Origin of the sequence: Streptomyces mayonensis, assembly GCF_018982965.1 — a bacterium.
GTDB classification, from domain to species: Bacteria; Actinomycetota; Actinomycetes; order Streptomycetales; family Streptomycetaceae; genus Streptomyces; species Streptomyces mayonensis.
In genome coordinates, this window is sequence record NZ_JACBYP010000001.1 from 24,608 (window position 1) to 45,660 (window position 21,053).

Annotated in this window: 20 protein-coding genes and 1 pseudogene; 13 read left to right on the forward strand and 8 right to left on the reverse strand. The window is 72.8% G+C overall.

All coding sequences use genetic code 11. From position 1 onward, the window contains the following. Positions 1 to 216: 216 nt before the first annotated feature. Entirely contained in the window at positions 217 to 993 is a 777-nt protein-coding gene (locus HZS56_RS00105) for a hypothetical protein (protein ID WP_216718524.1), read from the reverse strand. A gap of 431 nt (positions 994 to 1,424) precedes the next feature. Further along, the gene (locus HZS56_RS00110; protein WP_216718525.1) at positions 1,425 to 1,889 is read right to left on the reverse strand and encodes an ATP-binding protein; all 465 of its coding nucleotides are present in this window, start codon (positions 1,887 to 1,889) and stop codon (positions 1,425 to 1,427) included. A gap of 284 nt (positions 1,890 to 2,173) precedes the next feature. Between HZS56_RS00110 and HZS56_RS00115 the strand changes: the two genes are divergently transcribed. From HZS56_RS00115 to HZS56_RS00140, 6 genes are all read left to right on the forward strand, one after another. Further along, positions 2,174 to 3,052, forward strand: a complete 879-nt coding sequence (locus HZS56_RS00115; protein WP_216718526.1) for a helix-turn-helix domain-containing protein — start codon at positions 2,174 to 2,176, stop codon at positions 3,050 to 3,052. Continuing rightward, positions 3,049 to 3,255, forward strand: coding sequence for a DUF397 domain-containing protein (locus tag HZS56_RS00120; RefSeq protein WP_216718527.1), 207 nt, complete (start codon positions 3,049 to 3,051; stop codon positions 3,253 to 3,255). The genes HZS56_RS00115 and HZS56_RS00120 overlap by 4 nt, the downstream gene beginning before the upstream one ends. Positions 3,256 to 3,431: 176 nt before the next feature. Continuing rightward, positions 3,432 to 3,971, forward strand: a complete 540-nt coding sequence (locus HZS56_RS00125; RefSeq protein ID WP_216718528.1) for a GNAT family N-acetyltransferase — start codon at positions 3,432 to 3,434, stop codon at positions 3,969 to 3,971. Positions 3,972 to 4,056: 85 nt separating this feature from the next. Beyond that, positions 4,057 to 5,565: an ABC transporter substrate-binding protein gene (locus HZS56_RS00130; protein ID WP_216718529.1), complete on the forward strand. Its 1,509-nt coding sequence runs from the start codon at positions 4,057 to 4,059 to the stop codon at positions 5,563 to 5,565. A gap of 3 nt (positions 5,566 to 5,568) precedes the next feature. After that, positions 5,569 to 7,386, forward strand: a complete 1,818-nt coding sequence (locus HZS56_RS00135; RefSeq protein WP_216718530.1) for an ABC transporter permease subunit — start codon at positions 5,569 to 5,571, stop codon at positions 7,384 to 7,386. Next, positions 7,383 to 8,681, forward strand: coding sequence for an MDR family MFS transporter (locus tag HZS56_RS00140; protein ID WP_216718531.1), 1,299 nt, complete (start codon positions 7,383 to 7,385; stop codon positions 8,679 to 8,681). Before HZS56_RS00135 ends, HZS56_RS00140 begins: the two co-directional genes overlap by 4 nt. A 53-nt stretch (positions 8,682 to 8,734) precedes the next feature. Here the strand turns inward: HZS56_RS00140 and HZS56_RS00145 are convergent, their stop codons facing one another. Continuing rightward, positions 8,735 to 9,322: a TetR/AcrR family transcriptional regulator gene (locus HZS56_RS00145; RefSeq protein ID WP_216718532.1), complete on the reverse strand. Its 588-nt coding sequence runs from the start codon at positions 9,320 to 9,322 to the stop codon at positions 8,735 to 8,737. Between the two features lie 73 nt (positions 9,323 to 9,395). Here HZS56_RS00145 and HZS56_RS00150 point away from each other — a divergent pair, with 73 nt between their 5' ends. Beyond that, positions 9,396 to 10,235: an SDR family NAD(P)-dependent oxidoreductase gene (locus HZS56_RS00150; RefSeq protein WP_216718533.1), complete on the forward strand. Its 840-nt coding sequence runs from the start codon at positions 9,396 to 9,398 to the stop codon at positions 10,233 to 10,235. A 49-nt stretch (positions 10,236 to 10,284) separates the two neighbouring features. Here the strand turns inward: HZS56_RS00150 and HZS56_RS00155 are convergent, their stop codons facing one another. Continuing rightward, positions 10,285 to 11,070 (reverse strand): CDP-alcohol phosphatidyltransferase family protein, encoded by a 786-nt coding sequence (locus HZS56_RS00155; protein ID WP_216718534.1) that lies wholly within the window; start codon positions 11,068 to 11,070, stop codon positions 10,285 to 10,287. A 109-nt stretch (positions 11,071 to 11,179) separates the two neighbouring features. Here HZS56_RS00155 and HZS56_RS00160 point away from each other — a divergent pair, with 109 nt between their 5' ends. The 5 genes and pseudogenes from HZS56_RS00160 to HZS56_RS37890 all read left to right on the forward strand — a co-directional run. Continuing rightward, positions 11,180 to 12,184, forward strand: coding sequence for an MDR/zinc-dependent alcohol dehydrogenase-like family protein (locus tag HZS56_RS00160; protein WP_216718535.1), 1,005 nt, complete (start codon positions 11,180 to 11,182; stop codon positions 12,182 to 12,184). Between the two features lie 114 nt (positions 12,185 to 12,298). After that, positions 12,299 to 12,697, forward strand: a complete 399-nt coding sequence (locus tag HZS56_RS00165; RefSeq protein ID WP_216718536.1) for a 6-pyruvoyl trahydropterin synthase family protein — start codon at positions 12,299 to 12,301, stop codon at positions 12,695 to 12,697. Positions 12,698 to 12,798: 101 nt separating this feature from the next. Further along, the gene (locus tag HZS56_RS00170) at positions 12,799 to 13,983 is read left to right on the forward strand and encodes a glycosyltransferase family 4 protein (RefSeq protein ID WP_374201045.1); all 1,185 of its coding nucleotides are present in this window, start codon (positions 12,799 to 12,801) and stop codon (positions 13,981 to 13,983) included. Continuing rightward, complete coding sequence (locus tag HZS56_RS00175; RefSeq protein WP_253913478.1) at positions 13,980 to 15,158, forward strand: procyclic acidic repetitive family protein; 1,179 nt, start codon at positions 13,980 to 13,982, stop codon at positions 15,156 to 15,158. Before HZS56_RS00170 ends, HZS56_RS00175 begins: the two co-directional genes overlap by 4 nt. 137 nt (positions 15,159 to 15,295) lie before the next feature. Then, positions 15,296 to 16,051, forward strand: a pseudogene (locus HZS56_RS37890) (lysylphosphatidylglycerol synthase transmembrane domain-containing protein); the annotation flags it as partial. An 86-nt stretch (positions 16,052 to 16,137) separates the two neighbouring features. Here the strand turns inward: HZS56_RS37890 and HZS56_RS00180 are convergent. After that, positions 16,138 to 16,911: a creatininase family protein gene (locus tag HZS56_RS00180; protein WP_216718538.1), complete on the reverse strand. Its 774-nt coding sequence runs from the start codon at positions 16,909 to 16,911 to the stop codon at positions 16,138 to 16,140. Between the two features lie 125 nt (positions 16,912 to 17,036). On the opposite strand from HZS56_RS00180, the gene ribA reads away from it, so the two are divergent. Further along, positions 17,037 to 17,708 carry a GTP cyclohydrolase II gene (gene ribA / locus HZS56_RS00185; RefSeq protein WP_216718539.1) on the forward strand — a complete coding sequence of 224 codons (672 nt, stop codon included), beginning with the start codon at positions 17,037 to 17,039 and terminating at the stop codon, positions 17,706 to 17,708. A 25-nt stretch (positions 17,709 to 17,733) separates the two neighbouring features. Here ribA and HZS56_RS00190 read toward each other — a convergent pair whose 3' ends face one another. The 3 genes from HZS56_RS00190 to HZS56_RS00200 all read right to left on the reverse strand — a co-directional run bounded on the left by HZS56_RS00190 (position 17,734) and on the right by HZS56_RS00200 (position 20,984). Next, complete coding sequence (locus HZS56_RS00190) at positions 17,734 to 18,963, reverse strand: serine hydrolase domain-containing protein (RefSeq protein WP_216718676.1); 1,230 nt, start codon at positions 18,961 to 18,963, stop codon at positions 17,734 to 17,736. Between the two features lie 199 nt (positions 18,964 to 19,162). After that, positions 19,163 to 19,834 (reverse strand): response regulator, encoded by a 672-nt coding sequence (locus tag HZS56_RS00195; protein WP_216718540.1) that lies wholly within the window; start codon positions 19,832 to 19,834, stop codon positions 19,163 to 19,165. Then, entirely contained in the window at positions 19,809 to 20,984 is a 1,176-nt protein-coding gene (locus HZS56_RS00200; protein ID WP_216718541.1) for a sensor histidine kinase, read from the reverse strand. The genes HZS56_RS00195 and HZS56_RS00200 overlap by 26 nt, the downstream gene beginning before the upstream one ends. Between the last annotated feature and the right edge of the window lie 69 nt (positions 20,985 to 21,053).

Consider the following 21,053-nt stretch of genomic DNA (forward strand, 5'->3'; position numbering starts at 1 on the left):
GGCCGAACTGCGGGGTGCATTGCACCTCCGCCTGCCGTCTCCGCGCGTTGATTCGGCGAGCCGTACAACGGCCCGCTCCTCCCCTTGAGCGGAACCTTAGCGTGCCGTCAGGCGACCGGTGACGTGTCGAAACACATGCATACGGGAGTACTGCCGAGCGCTAACGGGCCTTCCTGCACCCGCAGTCGGGAGATGAGGGAGGAACTGGTGTCCCCGTCAGCCACCCTGGTAGATCGTGGTGCACAGCAGCGTGGCGCCGTCGTCCACCAGGGCAGTCCAGTAGGGCGTCTGGTCGCCTGCCACCCGGAGGCAGTTGTTCGCGTTGGCGCCCGCAGGGGCGCGGTAGACCCCTGTGATGCTCATGATCTGGTTGTACGGGGAAGGCACCGGCTTGCGTTGGCAGTCCACGGCCGTCATCAGGCCGAGGGAGATCGAGTCGCCGGACTGCTGGCCGAGGAGGCAGTAGTTGGCGTGGTAGATGCGGGTGAGACAGAGCTTCGTGGTGGTGCTGGTGGCGTCGGACCAGTAGCTCCAGTACGACTTCCCGTAGCCGGTGGGGCAGTCCGTGTCGGTGGCGGTCACCTGAACCTGAGCCCGCACGTCAGCGCAGGGCACGGGGTCCGGAGGCGCATCGGAGCTCCAGTCGATACTGGTGGCGCCTCCCCGGCCCGTGTCGTGGACCGCCAGGCAGTCGCTGACGGAGACGGCTTTGAATGCCTCTTCCGTGGGATCCGGAGTGGGCGTCGGTGACTCGGGCCCGGACTCGTCGTCGGTGTTCCTCTCCTTCATACCGGGGTCATCGGTGGTGTCGGCGGTCGACGGGGGAGTGTACGGGGTCGTGCTGGAACTCGATGGGGACGAGCTGGTCAACAGGTCCTTCAGCTCGGCCGCGTCGCTCAGGCCCAGCCAGGCCAGGATCGAGACCACGGAGGCGAGTCCACCGAGCACTGCCAACCACTTGGCAGTGGAATGATCACCGGATGCGTCTGTCAAAAAGTCCTCCCCCTCTCGCTGAGATTGAGGCGATATTAGCTACCTTCTGTTCACCGTTGAGGCCGAACTCCCTGTATCGCACCGGTTGGTTACGTCCCTCCCCACACAAATCCAGCCCCGCGGGTCCTCACCTGGACAGATCGTCCGTTCCTCCGAGTCGATTACGTGCGGAGGAACGGCTCAGAGTGACGTCACACGACCGGTGCTGTGGTGGGACACGCGGACGCCGGTGTACTGGAGGGCGCTGTACGTGGGTCCCGAATCCGAAGTTCGGCGTCCCCCAACCGGGCGACAGGACCGCCGACCAGCAGCGCCGTGGGCCAGCGCAGGATCTCCTGCGTGCTGCGGTAGTTCGTGCGCAGCTTCACCGACCGCCCGGTCAAGCCGGATTGTGGTCTCGTAAGTTCAGCCGGTGGGGACGAGGCGACGTCCTACGGGGTCAGGGGCGGCGAGATCAGGCCAGGCGCGGCGCACTCCGCCCAGACCGTCTTGCCGGGACCGCCCGAGCGGCGCGGTCGGCAGCCCCATCGGTCGGCCAACGCCTCGACGAGCAGCAGGCCGCGCCCGCCCTCGCCGTCGGCGCCCGACGCGGCCGGGAGTGCGGGCAGGCGTTCACCGCGTGTGTCGGTGACCTCGATGCGTACGGTCCCGGTGGCCGGGTCGGCCGTCAGCAGGACGTGGAAGTCACGACCGGCCACATGCCCGTGCCGGACGGCATTGGCGCACAGCTCGGCCGTGACGAGCGAGACGACGCCGTGCGCGTCGCTGCCGTGCGAGACGCCCCAGGTGTCCAGCCGGTGCTCGCACATGCGCCGGGCGAGTCGGGCACCGTGCGGGGAGGAGCTGAAGCACTTCGTGAACCGGTGCGTCGCGAGGGGAGGTCGAGTCGAGGTCATGCACTCACGGTGGCGTTTCGTTTCCCGCTGTGACCAGCGGTGACGCACCGACGCGGCCCTTCGTACGAGGCGGTCGCCAGCGGTGTACGGAACGGTACGGAGACCGACGAAGCGATGCCGGCACCGCAACGTGAGCCGTCACCGGCAGGGGTGGTTGTGCTGCGGTCGCGTACTCACGGTGGCGCATCGTGGCCTAGCGTGACCAGTGGTGACGCGCCGACGCGACCCCTTCGTACGCGGCGGCATCCGACGGTGTACGGAGCGGTACGGGAAAGGTGCGGGTCATGACGAGCGTTCGGGACGAAGAGGCCGGTCGGGGACAGGCGGCGGTACCGGTGCAGGGCGGCCGGAGGGCGGGGGACGAGCCGGGGGCGGGTGTAGTCGCCGCGTTCGGACGGCAGTTGAAGCTGCTGCGGATTCGGGCCAGGCTGGAGCGGCCTGAGTTCGGGAAGCGGATGGGCTACTCGGCGGACACGGTGGCGTCCATCGAGCAGGGGAGGCGGATTCCGCAGGCTCAGTTCATCGAGAAGGCGGATGAGGTGTTGGGGGCCGGGGGAGTGCTCACCGCCCTGAAGGAGGAGGTGGGGCGAGCCCAGTATCCGGCGTTCTTCCGGGACATGGCGCGTCTTGAAGCCAAAGCCACGGCGCTGAATGTCTACGCGGTGTACGCCGTGCCAGGACTACTGCAGACAGAGGACTACGCACGCGCCATCTTCCATATGCAGCGACCGCTGCTGGACGACGAGATGATCGAGCAGCGCTTCGAGGCGCGCATGGTGCGTCAGGAGGTCTTTCGGCGGCGCCCTGCTCCGCTGATGAGCTTCGTAATCGAGGAAGCAGTACTGCGCAGGCCGATCGGCGGTCCGAGTGTCATGCGCGAGACGCTGGGACAAATCCTCGTCACCAGTCAGTCCCGGAACGTTGAGGTGCAGGTCATGCCGATTGGTCGAGAGGACAACGCTGCCTTGAGCGGACCCTTCTCGTTGATCGACGTCGACGGAGGGCAACGCCTCGCCTACGCCGAAGTACAGGATCTGAGCCGTCTCTACACCGACACCACCTACGTGCGTACGCTCGAAGCGCGTTATGGCATCCTCCGGTCACAGGCGCTGACACCGAGCGAGTCAGTCGCGTTCATCGAGCAACTGATGGGAGACACATGAGCGTGCAGCACAGCAAGGCGGCTGTGCCCGAGGCCGCGTGGTACAGGAGCAGCTACAGCACAGGCAACGGTGGCGAATGCGTCGAGGTCGCCGCAGTCTCCACGATTGTTCTCGTGAGGGACTCGAAGCAGCCCGCAGAGGCCAGGCTCGCGTTCGGTCCCCAAGCATGGGACGGCTTCGTGAGGATGGCTGCCGAGCGCTGAGTTGAGCCGTGCACGATGAGTGGGGCTCGGTCTGATCACAGGTACCGGGCCCCCACCCGCGTCAGATGTCGTCCAGCCCCTCGTCCCCGGGCTTGAAGCCCCGGCCTCTGGCGGAGGGCTTGGCGCAGGTGAGGGGCGTTCGCTGCCCGTGTTCACCTAATGCGTACGATGTGCAAGTGCGCCACAGTGACTACAGCATCAGGACCGCGACGGACGCCGATCTCGACGCCGCCCGGGCCGTCATGCTCGACACCGTCTACCGGGACTTCGGCACCGGGTACGTGCCCCGCTGGCACCGCGACGTCATCGACCTGGCCGGGGCGTATCTGACCCCCGCCCGGCACACGCTCCTCGTTGCCGTGGACGGGAGGGGCGGGGAGGTCGTGGCGACTGGGGCGCTCGACTCGCGTGGGCCCGTGCACCCGCCGAACCCGGTGCACGTAGCCGAGCGGTATCCGTCCGGCGTGACCGCGCAGCTGCGGCGGGTGTATGTGCGGCCCGAGCATCGGCGGCGTGGGCTTGCGCGTCGACTTGTCGATGAGTTGCTGGCGTTCGCCGGTGCCGACGGGGGTTATCGGGCCGTCTATCTGCACACCGACCCCGCCGTGACCGGGGCCGAGCCGTTCTGGCGGTCGCTTGCCAAGGTCGTGCACGATGAGCGGGAAGATGCTGGTGGGGGGCAGGGCATCGTGCACTTCGACGTTCCGATGGGGTGACGTTCGCGTGATAATCGTTTCCAAGTAGGGGCGGGTTTCGTTGTCCGTCCCCTCGCCCGTCCGTTTTCTGATTGATCCGAGGACCATGCGCTCCCACCGCCGCCCCCGGCTGCTCGCCGCCTTCCTGCTCACCCCGCTGACAGCCGGCTGTTTCGCCTCCGGAGGTGGCGACTCGGGCGGCAGTGGTGGCAAGGGCGGGGACGGGGACCGGCTTCGTGTCGCCCTTGCCTTTCCGCCCGCCGAGAACCTTTCGCCGTACGGCGCCGACGCCACCCTCCTCAGCCGGCTCGGGGTCACCGAGGGTCTCACCGGCCTCGACGCCAACGGTTCCGCCGCCCCCGCGCTCGCCGAGTCGTGGCGCCGGGACGGGGAGAAGGTGTGGGAGTTCACCCTTCGGGACGCCACCTTCCAGGACGGCAGTGAAGTGACCCCCGCCGCCGTGGCCGACTCCCTCGGACAAGCCACCCGGGCCAAGCCGGCGCCCGCCGCCCTCGCCGGTGTCAGCCTCTCCGCGAAGGCGGGCAGCGGTGAGCGGGTTGTCCGCGTCACCACCGACGAGCCCGATCCCGTACTGCCGCTGCGGCTCTCCAGTCCCAGCCTCGCCATCCTCTCCGCCAAGGCCTACAAGGGCGGTCGGACCGATGCTGCCGGTACCGCCACCGGGCCCTTCGAGTTGACCAAGGTCAACGGCGCCACCTCTGCCTCCCTCGACCGGTTCGACGACTACTGGGGCGGCCGCGCCCAGGCTTCCGGGATCGACGCCCGCTTCATCGCCGACGGCACCGCCCGCGCCAACGCCCTGCGGACCGGTGAGCTGGACATCGCCGAGGCCGTTCCGGTGGCTCAGGCCGCGTCGCTCGACGAGGGGGCCCGGCGCGACACTGCCACCACCCGGACCACCAGCCTGTTGTTCAACGCCTCCTCCGGGACCTTCAAGGATGCCGGGCTGCGGGCCGCCGCCCGTGGCGCCGTCGACACCTCCGTGTTCGCCAAGGACGTGTACGAGGGGTACGGCGACGCCGGGGCCGGGATCTACGGGCCCGCTGTGACCTGGGCCGAGGGGAAGCGGAGTGCGCCCGTCGGGCGGGCGAAGGCAACCGAGCCCGGCGGTGACGACGTCGTCCGGCTCGCCACCTACGACAACCGGCCCGAGCTGCCCGAGGCCGCCCAGGTCGTCAAGCAGCAGCTGGAGAAGGCCGGGTTCACGGTGAAGCTCACCGTGCGGGAGTACTCGCGGCTGGAGGCGGACGCGCTGGACGGGAAGTTCGACGCGTTCGTGCTCGCGCGGAACACGCTCCTCGACACCGGTGACCCCGTCGCCGTGCTCGCCAGCGACTACACCTGCGACGGCGGCTTCAACATCGCCCAGCTCTGCGACGAGGACGTCGACCGCGCCGTCGCCGACGCCGAGAAGATCGCCGACACCGCCGAGCGGCAGGACGCCGCCATGGCCGCCGAGGCGCGCATCCTCGGCAGCGACGCCGTCGTGCCGCTCGTGCACCAGCGCATCATCACCGGTGTCGCCGACTCCGTACAGGGCGTGATCCTCGACCCGTACGAGCGCGCCCTCGTCGGCACCGGCACCCGGCGCTGAGCCGTGCGGCAGCGGGTGGCCACCGTGGTGTGGCGGGTCGTGCTCGCGGGCGGGCTCGTGTGCGGCGTCGGGCTGCTGCCGTGGCTCACCCGCACCGATCCGGCGTACACCGTCCTCAAGGCGCGGTCCGCCGAGCGCGAGCCGTCGCCCGAGGTGCTGGACGACATCCGGCAGCAGCTCGGGGTCGACGGCGGGCCGTCGCACGTCCTCGGCGGCTGGCTGGGCGGCGTACTGCGGGGGGACCTGGGGGAGTCGTGGCTCTCGGGGAGTGACGTGCTGCCCGGTGTCGTGACGGCGCTGGGGGCATCGCTCCTGCTCATGGGGGTCGCCCTGCTCGTCGCCCTCGTCACCGCCGGGGTCGTGTGCGCTCGCACGCTGTGGCTCGGGGGACAGCGGCGGCTCGGGGGGAGGAGGAGCGGTGGCACGGGGTCCGCGGTGCTTGCCTCGTTGCCCGAGTTCCTTGTCGCCTCCGTGCTCGCCACCCTCGTCGGGGTGCAGCTGGGGTGGCTGCCCGCGCTCGGGTGGTACGGGCCCCAGTGGACCGTGCTGCCCGCGCTCGCCCTCGGGCTGCCCGCCGGGGCCGTGCTCGGGCGGCTGCTCGACGATCTGCTGCCCGGGGCCTTTGCCGAGCCCTGGGCGCTGGCCGCCGCGGCGCGCGGGCTGACCGGGAGGTCCGTGGCCCGGCAGGCCGTGCGGCGGTGCGTGCCCGCGCTGCTGCCCAACCTCGGGTTGTTCGTCGTCGGTCTGACGGGCGGGGCGGTCGCCGTCGAGCAGGTCTTCGACATACCCGGGCTGGGGCGGACCACGCTCCAGGCCGCCCTCGCGCAGGATCTTCCCGTACTGCAGGCCGGGACCCTCGCCCTCGTCCTCCTCGCCGCGCTCGCCACCGGCGGCGCCCGGCTCGCGGCCCGGATGCTGACCGGGCCCGCGCTGCGGGACGGTGCGCTCTCCTCGCTGCACCGGCCCGCGCCGCCCGGGCGACTGCTCCCGCCCGTCCTCTACGGTGCCGTCCTGATCGTCGTCGTCGGGGCCGGGCTCGTCCGCGACCCGCTCGCCCTCGACACCGGGGAGCGGCTGCGGGCGCCCTCCCTCGCGCATCCCTTCGGCACCGACGCGCTCGGGCGCGACCTGCTCGCCCGCGTCGGGCACGGTGCCCTGGACACGCTGCTCCTCGCCTCCGCCATCAGCGCCGCCGCACTGCTGCTCGGGGTGCTTCTCGGGCTGGTGCCCCGCGTCTCCGCGCCGCTCGTCGACATGGTCAACGCCGTGCCGCCCGTGCTCCTGGCCCTGCTCGTCACCGCCGCCGTCGGGAGCGGGGCGGCGACGCCGGCGTTCGCCGTGGGCGCCGTCGCCTGGGCGCCGCTCGCCACGCACACCGCTTCCCTGCTCCGCCAGGAACGCGCCACCCTGCACATCACCGCCACCAAGGGGCTGGGCGCGGGGCGGGCGTATCTGCTGCGGCACGAACTGCTGCCCGCCGTGCTGCCCCCTGTCCTCCGGCACGCGCTGCTGCGGCTGCCCGGCGTCGCCCTCGCGCTCGCCTCCCTCGGCTTCCTGGGGCTCGGCGCCCAGCCGCCGTCGCCCGAGTGGGGGCTGCTCCTCGCCGAGAACCAGCCCTACGCGGAGCGCGCCCCCTGGGCCGTCCTCGCTCCCGCGGCCGTGCTGGCGCTCCTCGGTGCGCTCGCCGTCACCGCGGCCGGCGCGCTGCGCCGCGGGCCGCGCCGGAGAAGGGCGCCGTCCCGTCCGGACTCCCCGGGCGGGGGCGGGCGAGCGGGTGGCGGGCAGGCCGTCGTCGAGAAGGAAGCCGTCGTCGTCCGATGAGTGCCATGTCCTCCGTGCGCCGGGGTGCGAAGGCCGTGCGGCGTGTTCCGCTCTCTCCGCTGCTGCGGCTGCTCGTGCTCACCCAACTCGCCTTCAACGTCGGCTTCTTCGCCGTGCTGCCCTTCCTCTCCGAGCACCTCGGGCAGACCGTGGGCATGGCGGGGTGGCTGGTCGGGTTCGTGCTCGGGCTGCGGACCTTCAGCCAGCAGGGGCTGTTCGTGGTCGGCGGGGCCCTGGCCGACCGGTACGGCATCCGGCCCGTCGTGCTCGCCGGGTGCGTGCTGCGGATCGGCGGTTTCGTGTGGCTGGGGTTCGCCGAGCGGACCTGGGCCGTCGTCGGCGCCGTCCTGCTGATCGGGTTCGCCGCCGCCCTGTTCTCGCCCGCCGTCGAGTCCGAGGTCGCCCGGCAGGCCGTGGTGTGGGAGGCGGAGGGGGGCGGGGACCGGACCCGGGTGCTCGCGCTGTTCACCGTCGCCGGGCAGGCCGGTGCCTTCGTCGGGCCGCTGCTGGGGGCGCTGCTGCTGGCCGTCGACTTCCGTACGGCGTGCCTCGCGGGTGCCGGAGTGTTCGTGCTCGTCCTCGCCGGGCACGCGTGGCTGCTGCCGCAGCGCATCCCCGGACGGGTTCAGGTCCGGGTGGCGGGCGGGGCGCGGCTGCTGCTGCGCAACCGGCGGTTCCTCGCGCTGTGCTGTGCGTACGGCGCCTATCTGCTCGCCTACAACCAGCTCTACCTCGCCCTGCCGGCCGAGGTGGAGCGGGCCGCCGGGTCGCAGGCGCCGCTGGCCTGGCTCTTCGCGCTGTCCTCGTTGCTCGTGGTGAGCGCGCAGCTGCCGGTGACCCGGTGGGCGGGGAAGCGGCTGGTGCCCCGGCGGTCGATGGTGGCGGGGCTGGTGCTGATCGCCGTCGGGTTCGCCGTCGTGGGGGTGGCGCGGCCCGCAGGGTGGACGGGGAACGGCGGACTGGTGCCGGCCGCCGGGTTCGTCGTGCTGCTCACCCTCGGGCAGATGCTCGTCGCGCCCGTCGCCCGTGCCTGGGTGCCCGACCTCGCCGAGGAGGGGCGGCTCGGGCTGTACACGGGGGCGCTGTCCTCGGTGTCCGGGCTGATCGTGCTGGCCGGCAGCTCCGCGACCGGCCTGCTGCTGGACGCCGGGCTGCCGGTCGCCGTGCCGTGGCTGGTGCTGGCCGCCGTGCCGGTGATGGCGGCGGGGATGCTGCCGCGGGGGCGGACGGGCGGCTCCCGGTCCACGTCTCAGTCCCAGTCTCGCTCAGAGTCGCAGTCGCAGTCACAGCATTAGTCCCAGCCCCGGCCCGGTCCCTGAGTACCGGATCGGGGCCCGTCCTGCCCGTCCTACGCCCGCAGTGTCGCGACCGCCTCGTCGAAGAGGCGTACCGGGTCGTCCGCGCCGCCGGAGCGGTACCACGCGTCGACGGCCGCGTCGAAGCAGGCCAGCGCGGCGGCGACGAAGGCCAGGGCGCGGGGGTCCGGGTCCGGGGTCGGGGGCAGGCCCAGGCGGCGCTGCACGCCGGGGGCGAGCAGGCTCTGCCAGCGCAGGTGCTTCTCCAGGTGCCGGGCGCGCAGGGAGGGGGCCTCGTGGTGGAGGCGGGCGAGGACGAACTGCTCCTCCGGCGTCCTGTCCGCCGGCCGGATGGTCAGGAAGGCGGCCCGGACGGCCGTCCAGGCCGACTCGTCCTCGGGGCGTGCCTCCAGCGCCGCCCGGACCGACTCGCCCAGCGCCTCGGTGTCGCCCAGGACGAGGTCCTCCTTGCTGCCGAAGTAGTGGAAGAAGGAGCGGCGCGAGATGCCCACGGCGCTGGTGATCTGGTCGATCGTCGTCGCCTCGAAGCCGTTCTCCGCGAAGAGCTGGAGGGCGGTGGCGGTGATCTCCGCGCGCGCCGCTCGACGTGCGCGCTCCCGGAGCGTGGGGGTGTCGGCCATGCACGCAGCCTATAGCTTTGCATTGCATGCCTACAGTTGCACCGAGTGCAAGTAACTGCTTAGGGTGCAGAGTATGACGCCGATCAATTACTCAGGTCAGACCACGGTCGTCACCGGCGCCAGCTCCGGCATCGGTACGGCCTTCGCCCGCGAACTGGCCCGTCGCGGCTCCGACCTCGTCCTCGTCGCACGGCGCCGCGAGCGCCTGGAAGAACTCGCCTCGGAACTGCGGACGCGGCACGGTGTGCGCGCCACGGTGGCCCCGCTCGACCTGAGCGAGCCGGGGGCGGGGCGCCGGCTGGCCGCCGATCTCGCAGAACGGGGCATCCGCGTCGACGGCCTGGTGAACAACGCCGGTTTTGGCACCAACGGCGCCTTCCACAGGGAGGACCCCGACCGGCTCACCGACGAGATCAACGTCGACGTGGCCAACCTCGTCGACCTCACCCGGGCGTTCATCGAGCCGCTCCGCGACTCCGGCCGGGGCGTCCTCGTCAACGTAGCGAGCGCCGCGGCCTACTCGCCCAACCCGGGCATGGCGGTCTACGCCGCCTGCAAGGCGTTCGTCCTCAGCTTCACCGAGGCCCTGTGGTACGAGTCCCGCGGCACCGGGCTGCGGGTGCTCTCGCTCGCCCCGGGCCTCACCCGCACCGAGTTCTTCGACGGGCTGGAGGGCGGCGCCTACCGGGGCAGCTACCAGACCCCGGAGCAGGTGGTCGCGACCGCGATGCGCACCCTGGACCGCGGACGGCGGCCGAGCGTGCAGTCGGGCCTGCTGAACGCCGCCATGGTCTCGTTGCCCCGCTTCTTCACCCGCCGGCGTACCGTCCTGCTCGGCGGGCGGATCTCGGCCCGCTCCAACGGGGCCGACAGCACCGGCACGGCCGACGGGGCGGTGGGCGCCGCGGCATAGGGCACAGGAGAGGGACTCACCGGACCCGTGCCGTGCGGGGATGTGCGGCTCAGCGGGCCACGAGCTCGCGCACCGCCCCGGCCGGGGCGGCAGGCATCCGCGAACTGCGCCACAGCCACAGCACGTCCCGGCCGAACGACCACACGAGGAGGGCGAGGGCCAGCGCCGCCACGCCCGCGTTCGCCGCCCCCGGCAGCAGTTGCGCGCCCGCCAGCAGGAGCAGTACGCCCTGCAGCGCGGCCACCGTCTTGCGGGCCGTGCTCGGCGGCAGCGGCGCGGTCAGCCACGGCCACACCCGGGCCGCGGCCACGAACACGTACCGCATGCCGCCGGTCAGCAGCACCCACGGTCCCAGGTCCATCGCCACGTACACGCTCAGCACCAGGATGAGGAACGCGTCCACCTCCATGTCGAAGCGGGCGCCCAGCGCGCTGGACGTGCCGGTGCGGCGGGCCACCTTGCCGTCCACGCCGTCCAGGACCAGGGCCACCGCCGTCAGGCCGACCAGCAGGGAGACGGGCGGCGCGCTGCGGAAGGAGTCCGCGACCAGGGCCGTCACCCCGCCGACCAGGGTGGCCCGGCCGAGGGTGACGCGGTTGGCCGGGCCGAACGACGGCAGCCGGGAGCGGTGCAGGGCCCGGGACAGCACCGCCCAGCTCGCGAACGCGAAGGCGAGGCCGGTCAGCCAGCCGGCCGTGCCCATGCCGATGGCCGTGCCGAGCACCGACAGCAGCACGATCTGCGCCCCCGCCCCCACCGCGGTCTCCTGCTGGACGGGCCTCGCGTCGTACGCGTCGCAGAAGTCCTGTGCGTCGTACGTGTTGTTCAGGGCCACCGAACACCCTCCGGCCGTGTGACAGAGTCGATCAACGCCGCTACCTTGTGCGCGGCTTGTGCATCCCTCGGTACGTGGGTGGCTTCCCGATCGTTCAGGAGGAGTTCCGATGACACGCAGGGCACGTGCGTTCTGGCTGGAGGCACCCGGCGTAGGCGCGATCCGGGACGTGGAGCTGCCGGTGCCGGGCCCCGGCGAGGTGCTCGTGCGTGCGCTCTTCAGCGGCGTGAGCCGGGGCACCGAGACCCTCGTCTTCGGCGGCCGGGTGCCCGCGAACCAGCACACCGCCATGCGCGCGCCCTTCCAGGAGGGCGACTTCCCCGGGCCGGTGAAGTACGGCTACCTCAGCGTCGGCGTGGTCGAGGAGGGGCCGGAGTCTCTCGTCGGACGGACCGTGTTCTGCCTCCACCCGCACCAGACGCGGTACGTCGTCCCGGCGACCGCCGTCACCCCCGTGCCGGACGCGGTGCCCGCCGGGCGGGCCGTACTGGCCGGCACCGTCGAGACCGCCGTCAACGCCCTGTGGGACGCCGCACCGCTGCTCGGCGACCGCGTCGCCGTGGTCGGCGGCGGCATGGTCGGCTGCTCCGTCGCCGCCCTGCTGGCCCGGTTCCCCGGCGTCCAGGTCCAGTTGGTCGACGCCGACCCGGCACGGCGCACGGTCGCCGACGCGCTCGGTGTCGGTTTCGCCCCGCCCGGCGAAGCCCTCGGCGACCGAGACCTCGTCGTCCACGCCAGTGCCACGGACGCGGGTCTCGCCCGCTCCCTGGAACTGCTGCGGCCCGAAGGCACCGTCCTCGAACTGAGCTGGTACGGCGACCGGCGCGTCGCCCTGCCGCTCGGCGAGGCCTTCCACTCCCGGCGCCTGACCCTGCGCAGCAGCCAGGTGGGCACCGTCTCCCCGGCCCGCGCCGCCACCCGCACCTACGCCGACCGGCTCGCCCTCGCCCTCGGCCTGCTCGCCGACCCCGCACTCGACGCGCTCGTCACCGGCGAGTCCGCGTTCGGTGAACTGCCGGAGCTGATGCCGCGGTTGGCCTCCGGTGAGATCGCCGCCCTGTGCCACCGGATCAGCTACGACGAGGAGGACGTCCGCACGGGCACCGGCGCCTGACCTTGAGGAAGACGTACGGCCGACTGAACAAGGCAAGGCACCCAGCCGTAATAGACGGCACCCCGCGCAGCGACCGGCGGGGGAAAAGACGTGCCACACCTGGAGGGTCGTCCGTTGTTCAGCATCACCGTCCGCGATCACATCATGATCGCCCACAGCTTCCGCGGCGACGTCTTCGGGCCCGCGCAGCGCCTGCACGGAGCAACGTTCCTCGTGGACGCCACCTTCCGGCGCGAGCAGCTGGACGAGGACAACATCGTCGTCGACATCGGACTGGCCACCCGGGAACTGGGTGCCGTCGTCAGCGAGCTGAACTACCGCAACCTCGACAACGAGCCCGACTTCGCCGGAGTCAACACCTCCACGGAGTTCCTGGCCAAGGTCGTCGCCGACCGGCTCGCCGAACGCGTGCACAAGGGCGCGCTCGGCGAAGGGGCCGCGGGCCTGGCCGGGCTCACCGTGACCCTGCACGAGTCGCACGTCGCCTGGGCGAGTTACGAGCGTGCGCTGTGACCGAGACGTCCCTCAGCTCCACCGCCGCCGGCACGGCCAGCGCCGCCACCACTGTCGCCGACACCGCCACGACCGGCGGTGCGACGGCCGCGCGCACGCGTCTGGCCTACGTCCCCGCACAACTGTCAGGGCAGCAGCCCGCGCGCCCCACGCGGCCCGCGCCCCCGAGGAACGACGGGATCGTCCCCATGTCCCTGCGCTCCGTGCACTTCGTCATGCCGGGCGGGGTCGACGACCCCGCCGCCCCGAGCGGCGGCAACGCCTACGACCGCCGGGTCCGCCTCGACCTGCCCGGCTTCGGCTGGCGGGTGCGCGGCCTGCCCGTCGACGGCGACTGGCCCCGGCCGGACGACACCGCCCGCGCCGAACTCGCCCGTGTCCTGCGGAGGTTGCCGGACGGCGCCGTCGTGCTGCTCGACGGCCTCGTCGCCTGCGGGGTGCCCGAGGTCGTCGTGCCCGAGGCGGAGCGGCTGCGCATGGCCGTCCTCGTCCACCTGCCGCTCGGCGACGAGACCGGCCTGGAGCCCGCCGTCGCCGCCGAACTCGACGCCCGCGAACGCACCGTGCTGCGGGCCGTGCCGGCCGTCGTCGCCACCAGCGACTGGGCGGTGCGCCGCCTCGTCTCCCACCACGGCCTCGACCCCGCCCGCGTCCACGTCGCGGCCCCAGGCGCCGACATCGCGCCGCTCGCGCCCGGCACCGACGGCGTCTCCCGGCTCGTGTGCGTCGCCGCCGTCACCCCGCGCAAGGGCCAGCACCGGCTGGTGGAGGCGCTGGCGGCGGTGTCCGAACTGCCGTGGAGCTGCGTGTGCGTCGGCGGCCTCGGCCAGGAGCCGGAGTACGTGGACCGGTTGCGGGAGCTGATCGCACGGCACGGTCTGGAGGACCGGCTCGTGCTCGCGGGCCCGCGGGCCGGTGCCGAACTGGACGCCACCTACGCGACCGCCGACCTCATGGTCCTCACCTCGTACGCCGAGACGTACGGCATGGCGGTGACCGAGGCCCTGGCGCGCGGTGTTCCCGTGCTGGCCACGGACGTCGGCGGGCTGCCCGAGGCGGTCGGACGCGCGCCCGACGGAGGTGTCCCCGGCATCCTCGTCCCGCCGGAGGACCCCGCCGCGCTCGCGGCCGAGCTGCGCGGCTGGTTCGGGGAGGCGGACGTACGGCGCCGTCTCAAGGCGGCCGCCCGTGGCCGCCGCGCCGCCCTGAACGGCTGGGCGAGCACGGCCCAGAGCCTGGCCGGCGTGCTGCACCGGCTGCCGAGCGAACCCCGGAGGGCGGCATGAACAGGTCCACGGTGCCGGCCGGAGCGGCTGGCGGAGCGGCTGGCGGAGCAGCGGCCGGAGCGCACACCGGGACGGCCGTCCCGGCCCCGCGCGGTCCGCGGGACGCTTACGACCAGTACGGGCAGTCCGTCGGCGAACGCGCCACCCTTCGCCTCCGAGAGGCCCCGGAGGCGAAAGCGGAGCCGAAACCGAACCGGGGACCGGAGCCGGAGCCGAACCGGGGACCGGAACAGGAACCGGAACCGAACCGGCGACCGGAGCCGGAGCACGGGGCCACGGACCGAGGCCCCCGAAGCGCCGCAGCCCCCCGAAGCGCCGCAGCCCCCCGGAGCGCCGCAGACGAGCCCCCGCGCTACGCCCCCGAGTGGCTGCGCCTGCGGGAGCCCGCCGACGGCGCCGCGCGGGCGCACGACCTGCTCGATCCGCTGCGGATCCGCCTCGCCAACCGGCCGACGCGGTCGGGCGGTCTGATCGTGCACGACGTGGGCTGCGGCACCGGCTCGATGGGCCGCTGGCTCGCCCCGCTCCTCGACGGCGCCCAGCACTGGGTCCTGCACGACCGTGACCCCTACCTCCTGCACTTCGCCGCCGTCGCCGCCCCGCGCTCGGCCGCCGACGGCAGCCGTGTCACCGTCGAGACGCGGCGCGCCGACCTCGCCCGCCTCACCCCGGACGCGCTGACCGGCGCCGGTCTGGTGACGGCGTCCGCGCTGCTCGACGTCCTCACCACCGAGGAGGTCGGCAACCTCGCCGCCGCCTGCGCCCAAGCGGGCTGCCCCGCGCTGCTGACCCTCTCCGTCGCCGGACGCGTCGACCTCACCCCCGTCCATCCCTTGGACGCCGAGATCACCGAGGCCTTCAACGCACACCAGCGGCGCGAGGGACTCCTGGGCCCCGAGGCGGTCACCGCGGCCGCGGACGCCTTCGCGGCGCACGGCGCCACCGTCCACGCCCACCCCAGCCCCTGGCGGCTGGGCCCCGACGAGGCCGAACTCACCGCCCAGTGGCTGCGGGGCTGGGTCGGCGCCGCCGTCGAGCAGCGACCCGATCTGCACGAGCGGGCCGAGCGGTACCTGTACGAGCGCCTCGCGATCTGCGCGGCCGGTGAGTTGCGGGTGGTCGTCCACCACACCGACCTGCTGGCGCTGTGCCGGCCGGCGGGCGGAACCCCGTGAGCGCGCCGACGGTGGTGCGGGCAGACGTCCCACCGGCAACCAGCCGACAACCGGCGCCTGTTGAGCCGTCCGCGCCCTCCGCCCGCCGCGGACTGCGCGCCCACCTCGGGACCCTCGCCGGCACCGTCATCCTCGGTGTGCTCCTGTGGCGGACGGGCACCGGTGCCTTCCTGGACGGACTGCGCCGGATCGACGCGCCCACGCTGCTCGCGGGGCTCGGGATCGGGCTGGTCACCACGGTGTTCAGCGCCTGGCGCTGGGTCCTGGTGGCCCGGGGTCTGCGCATCCGGTTGCCGCTGCGCGCGGCCGTCGCCGACTACTACCGCGCCCTGTTCCTCAACGCCGCCCTCCCCGGCGGCGTCCTCGGCGACGTGCACCGCGCCGTACGGCACGGGCGGAGCGCCGGCGACCTGGCGCGCGGTGTGCGGTCCGTCGTGCTGGAACGGGCCGCCGGACAGGCCGCGTTGACGACCGTCGGTGTCGTCGTCCTGCTCACCATGGACTCCCCGGTGCTGGCCGGGGCCCGGCAGGTCGCACCGCTCGCCGCCCTGGCCGCGGCCGGCGCGCTCGCCGTCCTCCTCGCCCTGCGCATGAACCGGGCGCCCGCACGCCGGGGCGGGGCCCTGCGGTCGGTGCTCGGCGAGGTGCGCGAGGCGCTGCTGTCCCGGCGCAACCTGCCGGGCGTCGCGATGTCGTCCGTCGTCGTACTCGCCGGGCACCTCGCGATGTTCGTGGTCGCCGCCCGGGTGGCGGGCAGCGATGCCTCCGTGGCCGAACTGACACCGCTGGCCGTGCTGGCGCTGCTGGCCATGGGGCTGCCGCTGAACGTCGGCGGCTGGGGGCCCCGGGAGGGCGTCACCGCCTGGGCGTTCGGCGCGGCCGGGCTCGGGGCGGGCACCGGGCTGGGCGTGGCCGTGGTGTACGGGGTGCTCAGCCTCGTGGCGAGCCTGCCCGGCGCCGTCGTCCTCCTCGTCCGCCGCTACGACCGCCCCCGCTCCGGCGCACCCGTCACCGGTGCGGGAAGGTCCTCGGCCGTCAGGAAGGAGAAATACGCCCCGAAGGAATCCGCGAGGCTCGCCAGCAGTTCCTTCCCCTTTTCCGCAGATGCCAGTGAAGGCCGCCCGATGACGCCGGAATCGGTATAGGCGGACATACCGAGGGAGAGCAGATGACGTCGGTCGTCGGCGACGAAATCGGCGGTCTCGTAACCTGGCCGTACCGATTCCGGGTGTGCGTGCAGCAGAATGGAGGTCTCTATTTCCCCCGCGTGCATGTCGGTGAGCAGCGAGGTGAGCACCCCCGCCCGCTGCCGCGCCGCCTCCCAGTCCTCCGCGGCCGGGAACAGCGCCATCCGCTCACCGCGCGCGGCGGCCTCCTGGACGACGTTGCCCAGCACGTAGTTCCCGCCGTGCCCGTTGACCACGACCAGCGCCTCTACGCCCGAACGGCGAAGGGAGTCGGCTATGTCCCGTACCACCGCGTGCAGGGTCATCGAGGAGATGCTCACCGTCCCCGGCCAGTCGGCGTGTTCGTGCGAGCAGCCGACGGTCACCGGCGGGAGCAGGTGGACCGGGTGGCCGGCCGCGATCTCCCGGGCCACGGCGCAGGCCACGAGCGTGTCGGTCGCCAGCGGCAGGTGGGCGCCGTGCTGCTCGTAACTCCCGACCGGCAGTACCGCGACCTGCCGGGGAACAGCGGAACCCCGTTCCCTCACGTCCGCGCTCGTGTCCGCCGGCACCAGTGAAACATCCATACCCGTACGGCCTTTCGTCTCCGGTGAGTCTTTCGGTGGGTCTTTCGGTGGGTCTTTCGGTTGGTCTTCCGTTGAGCAGTCCGTTGAGTAATCCGTTGAGCAGTCTGTTGAGGAACGCGAGAATCATGACAGAAAAAATTGGTGTACTCGGCAAGAAGGCTTCGCAGCGGTCGCAGCGCACGGACGTGGAACGCGTCGTGGTCACGCCGCTTCCCACCGTGTACGGCGAGTTCCGGGCGTACGGCTATCTCGACCACGAACGCGGCGACGAGCAGGTGGCCCTCGTGCACGGCGACCCGGGCGCCGAAGGAGTGCTCACCCGCCTGCACTCCGAGTGCCTGACGGGGGACGCGTTCGGCTCCGAGCACTGCGAGTGCGGGGCCCAACTCGCCACCGCTCTGCGACAGGTGGCCGGCGCGGGCAGCGGCGTCGTGGTGTACCTGCGCGGCCACGAAGGACGCGGCATCGGGCTGCTCGGCAAGCTCCGCGCGATGGCGCTGCAGGCGGAGGGCCTGGACACGGTCGAGGCGAACCTCGCCCTCGGCCTGCCGGTCGACGCGCGCGACTACGGTGTCGCCGCCCGCATCCTGGACGACCTCGGAGTGCGGTCCGTGCGCCTGATGTCCAACAACCCGCGCAAGCGTGAGGCGTTGGTGCGGCACGGCATCGAGGTGGCCGAGCAGGTGCCGCTGCTGATACCGCCGTGCGAGAGCAACATCACCTATCTGCGGACCAAGCGGGAGCGCCTCGACCACCACCTGCCGCACCTGGACGCGGTGGCCCACGTCTCGTCCTGACCGGTCGCGCGGGTGCGGGTGCGGGTCAGTCCCGCAGGGCCTCGTGCACCAGCCGCTTCAGGTCCGGGTAGACCGTGTGCGAAGCGCGTGGCCGCACCTGGGTCATGAACTGCACCGTCAGGTCACGGCCCGGGTCGACCCAGAAGGTGGTCGTCGCCACCCCGCTCCAGCCGTACGTGCCGAGACCGGAGGGCGACCGGGTACGGTCCGGGTCGACGACCACCGACACGCCGAGCCCGAAGCCGACGCCGTCGTTGCCGGGTTCGTCGTGCACCGGACGGCTGCCGACGGCCCGCAGGTCGGCGCCGCCCGGCAGGTGGTTGCGGGTCATGAGGTCCACCGTGTGCGGGGCGAGCACCCGGACGCCGTCGAGTTCACCGCGGCGGCGCAGCAACTCCGCGAAGCGGTGCACGTCGTACGCGGAGGAGACCAGGCCCCCGCTGCCCGACAGGAACCGCGGCCGGCCGCGCAGCGGCAGTCCGGGCACCGGTTCGATGCCGCCGTCCTCCGTCTCGCCGTACAGCTCGGCCAGCCGCTCCGCCTGCGCGTCGGTGACGTGGAAGCCGGTGTCGGTCATGCCGAGCGGTCCGAAGATCCGCTCCGTGCAGAACACGTCGAGGGGCTGTCCGGAGACCACCTCCACGAGCCGTCCCAGTACGTTGCTGGCCACCGAGTAGTTCCACTCGGTGCCCGGCTCGAACTGCAGGGGGAGGCTCGCGTACAGGTCGACCGTCTCGGCCAGGTCCGCGCCCGGCAGCACCGACGACTCCACCCCGGCCGCGCGGTACAGGGCGTCCACGGGGTGGGAGCGGTAGAAGCCGAAGGTGAGGCCCGCGGTGTGGGTCATGAGGTGCCGGACGAGCACCGGACCGGTGGCCGGCCGGGTCACGGGCGCGTCCGCGGGACCCTCGACGTACACCCGCGGTTCGGCGAAGGCCGGCAGATACCGGTCCACGGGGTCGTCCAGGGACAGCCGTCCTTCCTCGACCAGCGTCAGCACGGCCACGGACGTGACCGGCTTGGTCATGGAGTAGATCCGCCACAGCGTGTCGGCGGTCACCGGGAGCCCGGCCGCGACGTCCCGCAGTCCGTGCGCGCTCAGGTGCGCGACGCGTCCGCCGCGGGCGACGGCCACGAGGAAGCCGGGCAGCCGGCCGTCGTGGACCTGCCGGGCGAAGTGCCCGTCGAGCCGGTCCAGTGCCGCGGGGTCCAGCCCGGCCGCGCCCGCGTCGACCTCCTGCCGCAGGGGTGGCATCGTCATCGTTCTCCTTGATCGTTCTACGAAGACCCGTCCGGCATACCCCGCCCACGCCTCTTCGGAACGCACGATCCACCGACCCGTTGATCCACCGATCCACCGATCCACCGATCCACTGCCCCGCTGATCCGATGGCTGGGGCGACTGGACCGCGGACAGAGCGCGGCGGCACGGGAGTCCGGTGGCAGCCGGGGGTTCAGTCCGTCAGCCAGCCGGGGCTGACCATGCGGTACTCGTAGGCCATGACCACGACCTGTGATCTGTCCCGGGCGCCGAGTTTGGCCATGATGCGGCTGACGTGCGTCTTCGCGGTCAGGGGCGAGACCACCAGGCGTGCGGCGATCTCGTCGTTGGTGCATCCGGCCGCGATCAGCCGCATTACTTCGCGTTCGCGGCCGGTCAGCGCGTCGAGACGCTGGTCGGGCTCCCGCGGGTGGTCCGGCCGGCCGGCGAATTCGGCGATGAGCCGACGGGTGACGGAGGGGCTGATGAGCGCGTCGCCCCGCACGGCGACGCGCACCGCGTGCAGGAGTTCCGCCGGTTCGGTGTCCTTGACCAGGAAGCCCGTGGCGCCGGCCCGCAGGGCCCCGTACACGTACTCGTCGAGGTCGAAGGTCGTCAGCATGACCACCTTGACCGCCGTCAGCGCCTCGTCGGCGGCGATGCGGCGAGCGGCTTCCAGCCCGTCCATGACCGGCATGCGGATGTCCATCAGCACCACGTCGGGCCGCTGTTCACGGCAGGCGGCGAGGGCGGCCCGCCCGTCGGCGGCCTCGGCGACCACCCGCAGGTCGTCCTCGTCGTCGAGGATGCCGCGGATCCCGGCGCGCACGAGGCGCTGATCATCCGCCAGCAGGATCCTGATCATCAACTGCTCCGCCGCTCGGCTCGTGGTGGTCTGAGAACGGTAGCCGCACCCGGACGACGAACCCGCCCTCGTGTCCGGGCCCGGCACTCAGCGTTCCGCCCAGTGCGCGCGCCCGCTCCGTCATGCCGGCGATCCCGCTGCCGCCCCCCTGCCCGGAACGGGACACGCCGCGTCCGTCGTCCCGGACACTGAGCGCCAGTTCCCGGTCGCCGTGGTGGATCCCGACGACGACCCGACGCGCACCACTGTGCTTGACGGCGTTGGTCAGTGATTCCTGGACGATGCGGTAGGCGGCGAGGTCCACCGCGGCCGGCGGCGGCGCGTGGGTTCCGCTCTGCTCGACGCGTACGTCCAGGCCGGCCCCGGCGGCGAAGGAGGCCAGCTCGTCGATCCCGGACAGCCCCGGCGCGGGAGCCCTCGGGGCTGCTTCGTCGACCTGGCGCAGTACGCCGAGGGTGGCGCGCAGTTCCCGCAGCCCCTCCTTGCTGCCCTGCTTGATCGCGGTCAGCGCCTCCGGCGCCCGGGCGGGGTCCTTCGGCAGCCGGTGCAGGGCGGACGACGCCTGCACGTGGATCATCGACATGGTGTGGCCGACCACGTCGTGCAGGTCACGTGCGATACGCAGCCGCTCCTGCGTGGCGCGCAGCCTCGCCTCCTCCTCGGCGTACGCGACCCGGCCGTGGCGCATCGCCCCCAGCGCCACCACCGCGACCAGCCACCCGGTCAGCATGAACACCGCTGTGCCGTTGACGTCGCCGGTGCCCACCAGGACCCCCGCCCCCACGCCGATGACCATCACCGCCGCCATGGCGACCGACGCCTGGATCCGTCCCCGGGCCGCCAGCGTGTACAGCGCGGCGACCGGGATCACGACGAGCGGGCCGTCCACCGTGCTCAGCAGGTAGTAGACGCCGGTGCCGAGCACCGCGAACCAGCCGACCGCCACCGGACGGCGGCGGCGCAGCGGCAGCGCCGCGCACACCGCCACCGCCAGGAGCCAGGACCCGATCACCGAGGCGGTCGCGTCCCAGCCCGGGCCCAGTCGCTGCCCCTCGGCGACCCCTGCCAGCACCAGCACGATCCCGGCGAGCGCCAGGTCGGCACCCGGCCCCGAGGGCAGGCGGAGGCGTGTGACATCGAGCTGCGGCATTGCTTCATTCTGCCTGCGTCACGGCAGTGACCAGTGCGTTGTGTCCGCATTCGCGTCGGCGTTCCGTGC

Bases quoted from the DNA above. Each gene is read 5' to 3' on its own strand.
- HZS56_RS00195 (WP_216718540.1), bottom strand. From the start codon at position 19,834: ATGATCAGGATCCTGCTGGCGGATGATCAGCGCCTCGTGCGCGCCGGG.
- HZS56_RS00175 (WP_253913478.1), top strand. From the start codon at position 13,980: ATGAACAGGTCCACGGTGCCGGCCGGAGCGGCTGGCGGAGCGGCTGGC.
- HZS56_RS00190 (WP_216718676.1), bottom strand. From the start codon at position 18,963: ATGCCACCCCTGCGGCAGGAGGTCGACGCGGGCGCGGCCGGGCTGGAC.
- HZS56_RS00200 (WP_216718541.1), bottom strand. From the start codon at position 20,984: ATGCCGCAGCTCGATGTCACACGCCTCCGCCTGCCCTCGGGGCCGGGT.
- HZS56_RS00115 (WP_216718526.1), top strand. From the start codon at position 2,174: ATGACGAGCGTTCGGGACGAAGAGGCCGGTCGGGGACAGGCGGCGGTA.
- HZS56_RS00150 (WP_216718533.1), top strand. From the start codon at position 9,396: ATGACGCCGATCAATTACTCAGGTCAGACCACGGTCGTCACCGGCGCC.
- HZS56_RS00145 (WP_216718532.1), bottom strand. From the start codon at position 9,322: ATGGCCGACACCCCCACGCTCCGGGAGCGCGCACGTCGAGCGGCGCGC.
- ribA (WP_216718539.1), top strand. From the start codon at position 17,037: ATGACAGAAAAAATTGGTGTACTCGGCAAGAAGGCTTCGCAGCGGTCG.
- HZS56_RS00180 (WP_216718538.1), bottom strand. From the start codon at position 16,911: ATGGATGTTTCACTGGTGCCGGCGGACACGAGCGCGGACGTGAGGGAA.
- HZS56_RS00160 (WP_216718535.1), top strand. From the start codon at position 11,180: ATGACACGCAGGGCACGTGCGTTCTGGCTGGAGGCACCCGGCGTAGGC.
- HZS56_RS00120 (WP_216718527.1), top strand. From the start codon at position 3,049: ATGAGCGTGCAGCACAGCAAGGCGGCTGTGCCCGAGGCCGCGTGGTAC.
- HZS56_RS00130 (WP_216718529.1), top strand. From the start codon at position 4,057: ATGCGCTCCCACCGCCGCCCCCGGCTGCTCGCCGCCTTCCTGCTCACC.
- HZS56_RS00110 (WP_216718525.1), bottom strand. From the start codon at position 1,889: ATGACCTCGACTCGACCTCCCCTCGCGACGCACCGGTTCACGAAGTGC.
- HZS56_RS00140 (WP_216718531.1), top strand. From the start codon at position 7,383: ATGAGTGCCATGTCCTCCGTGCGCCGGGGTGCGAAGGCCGTGCGGCGT.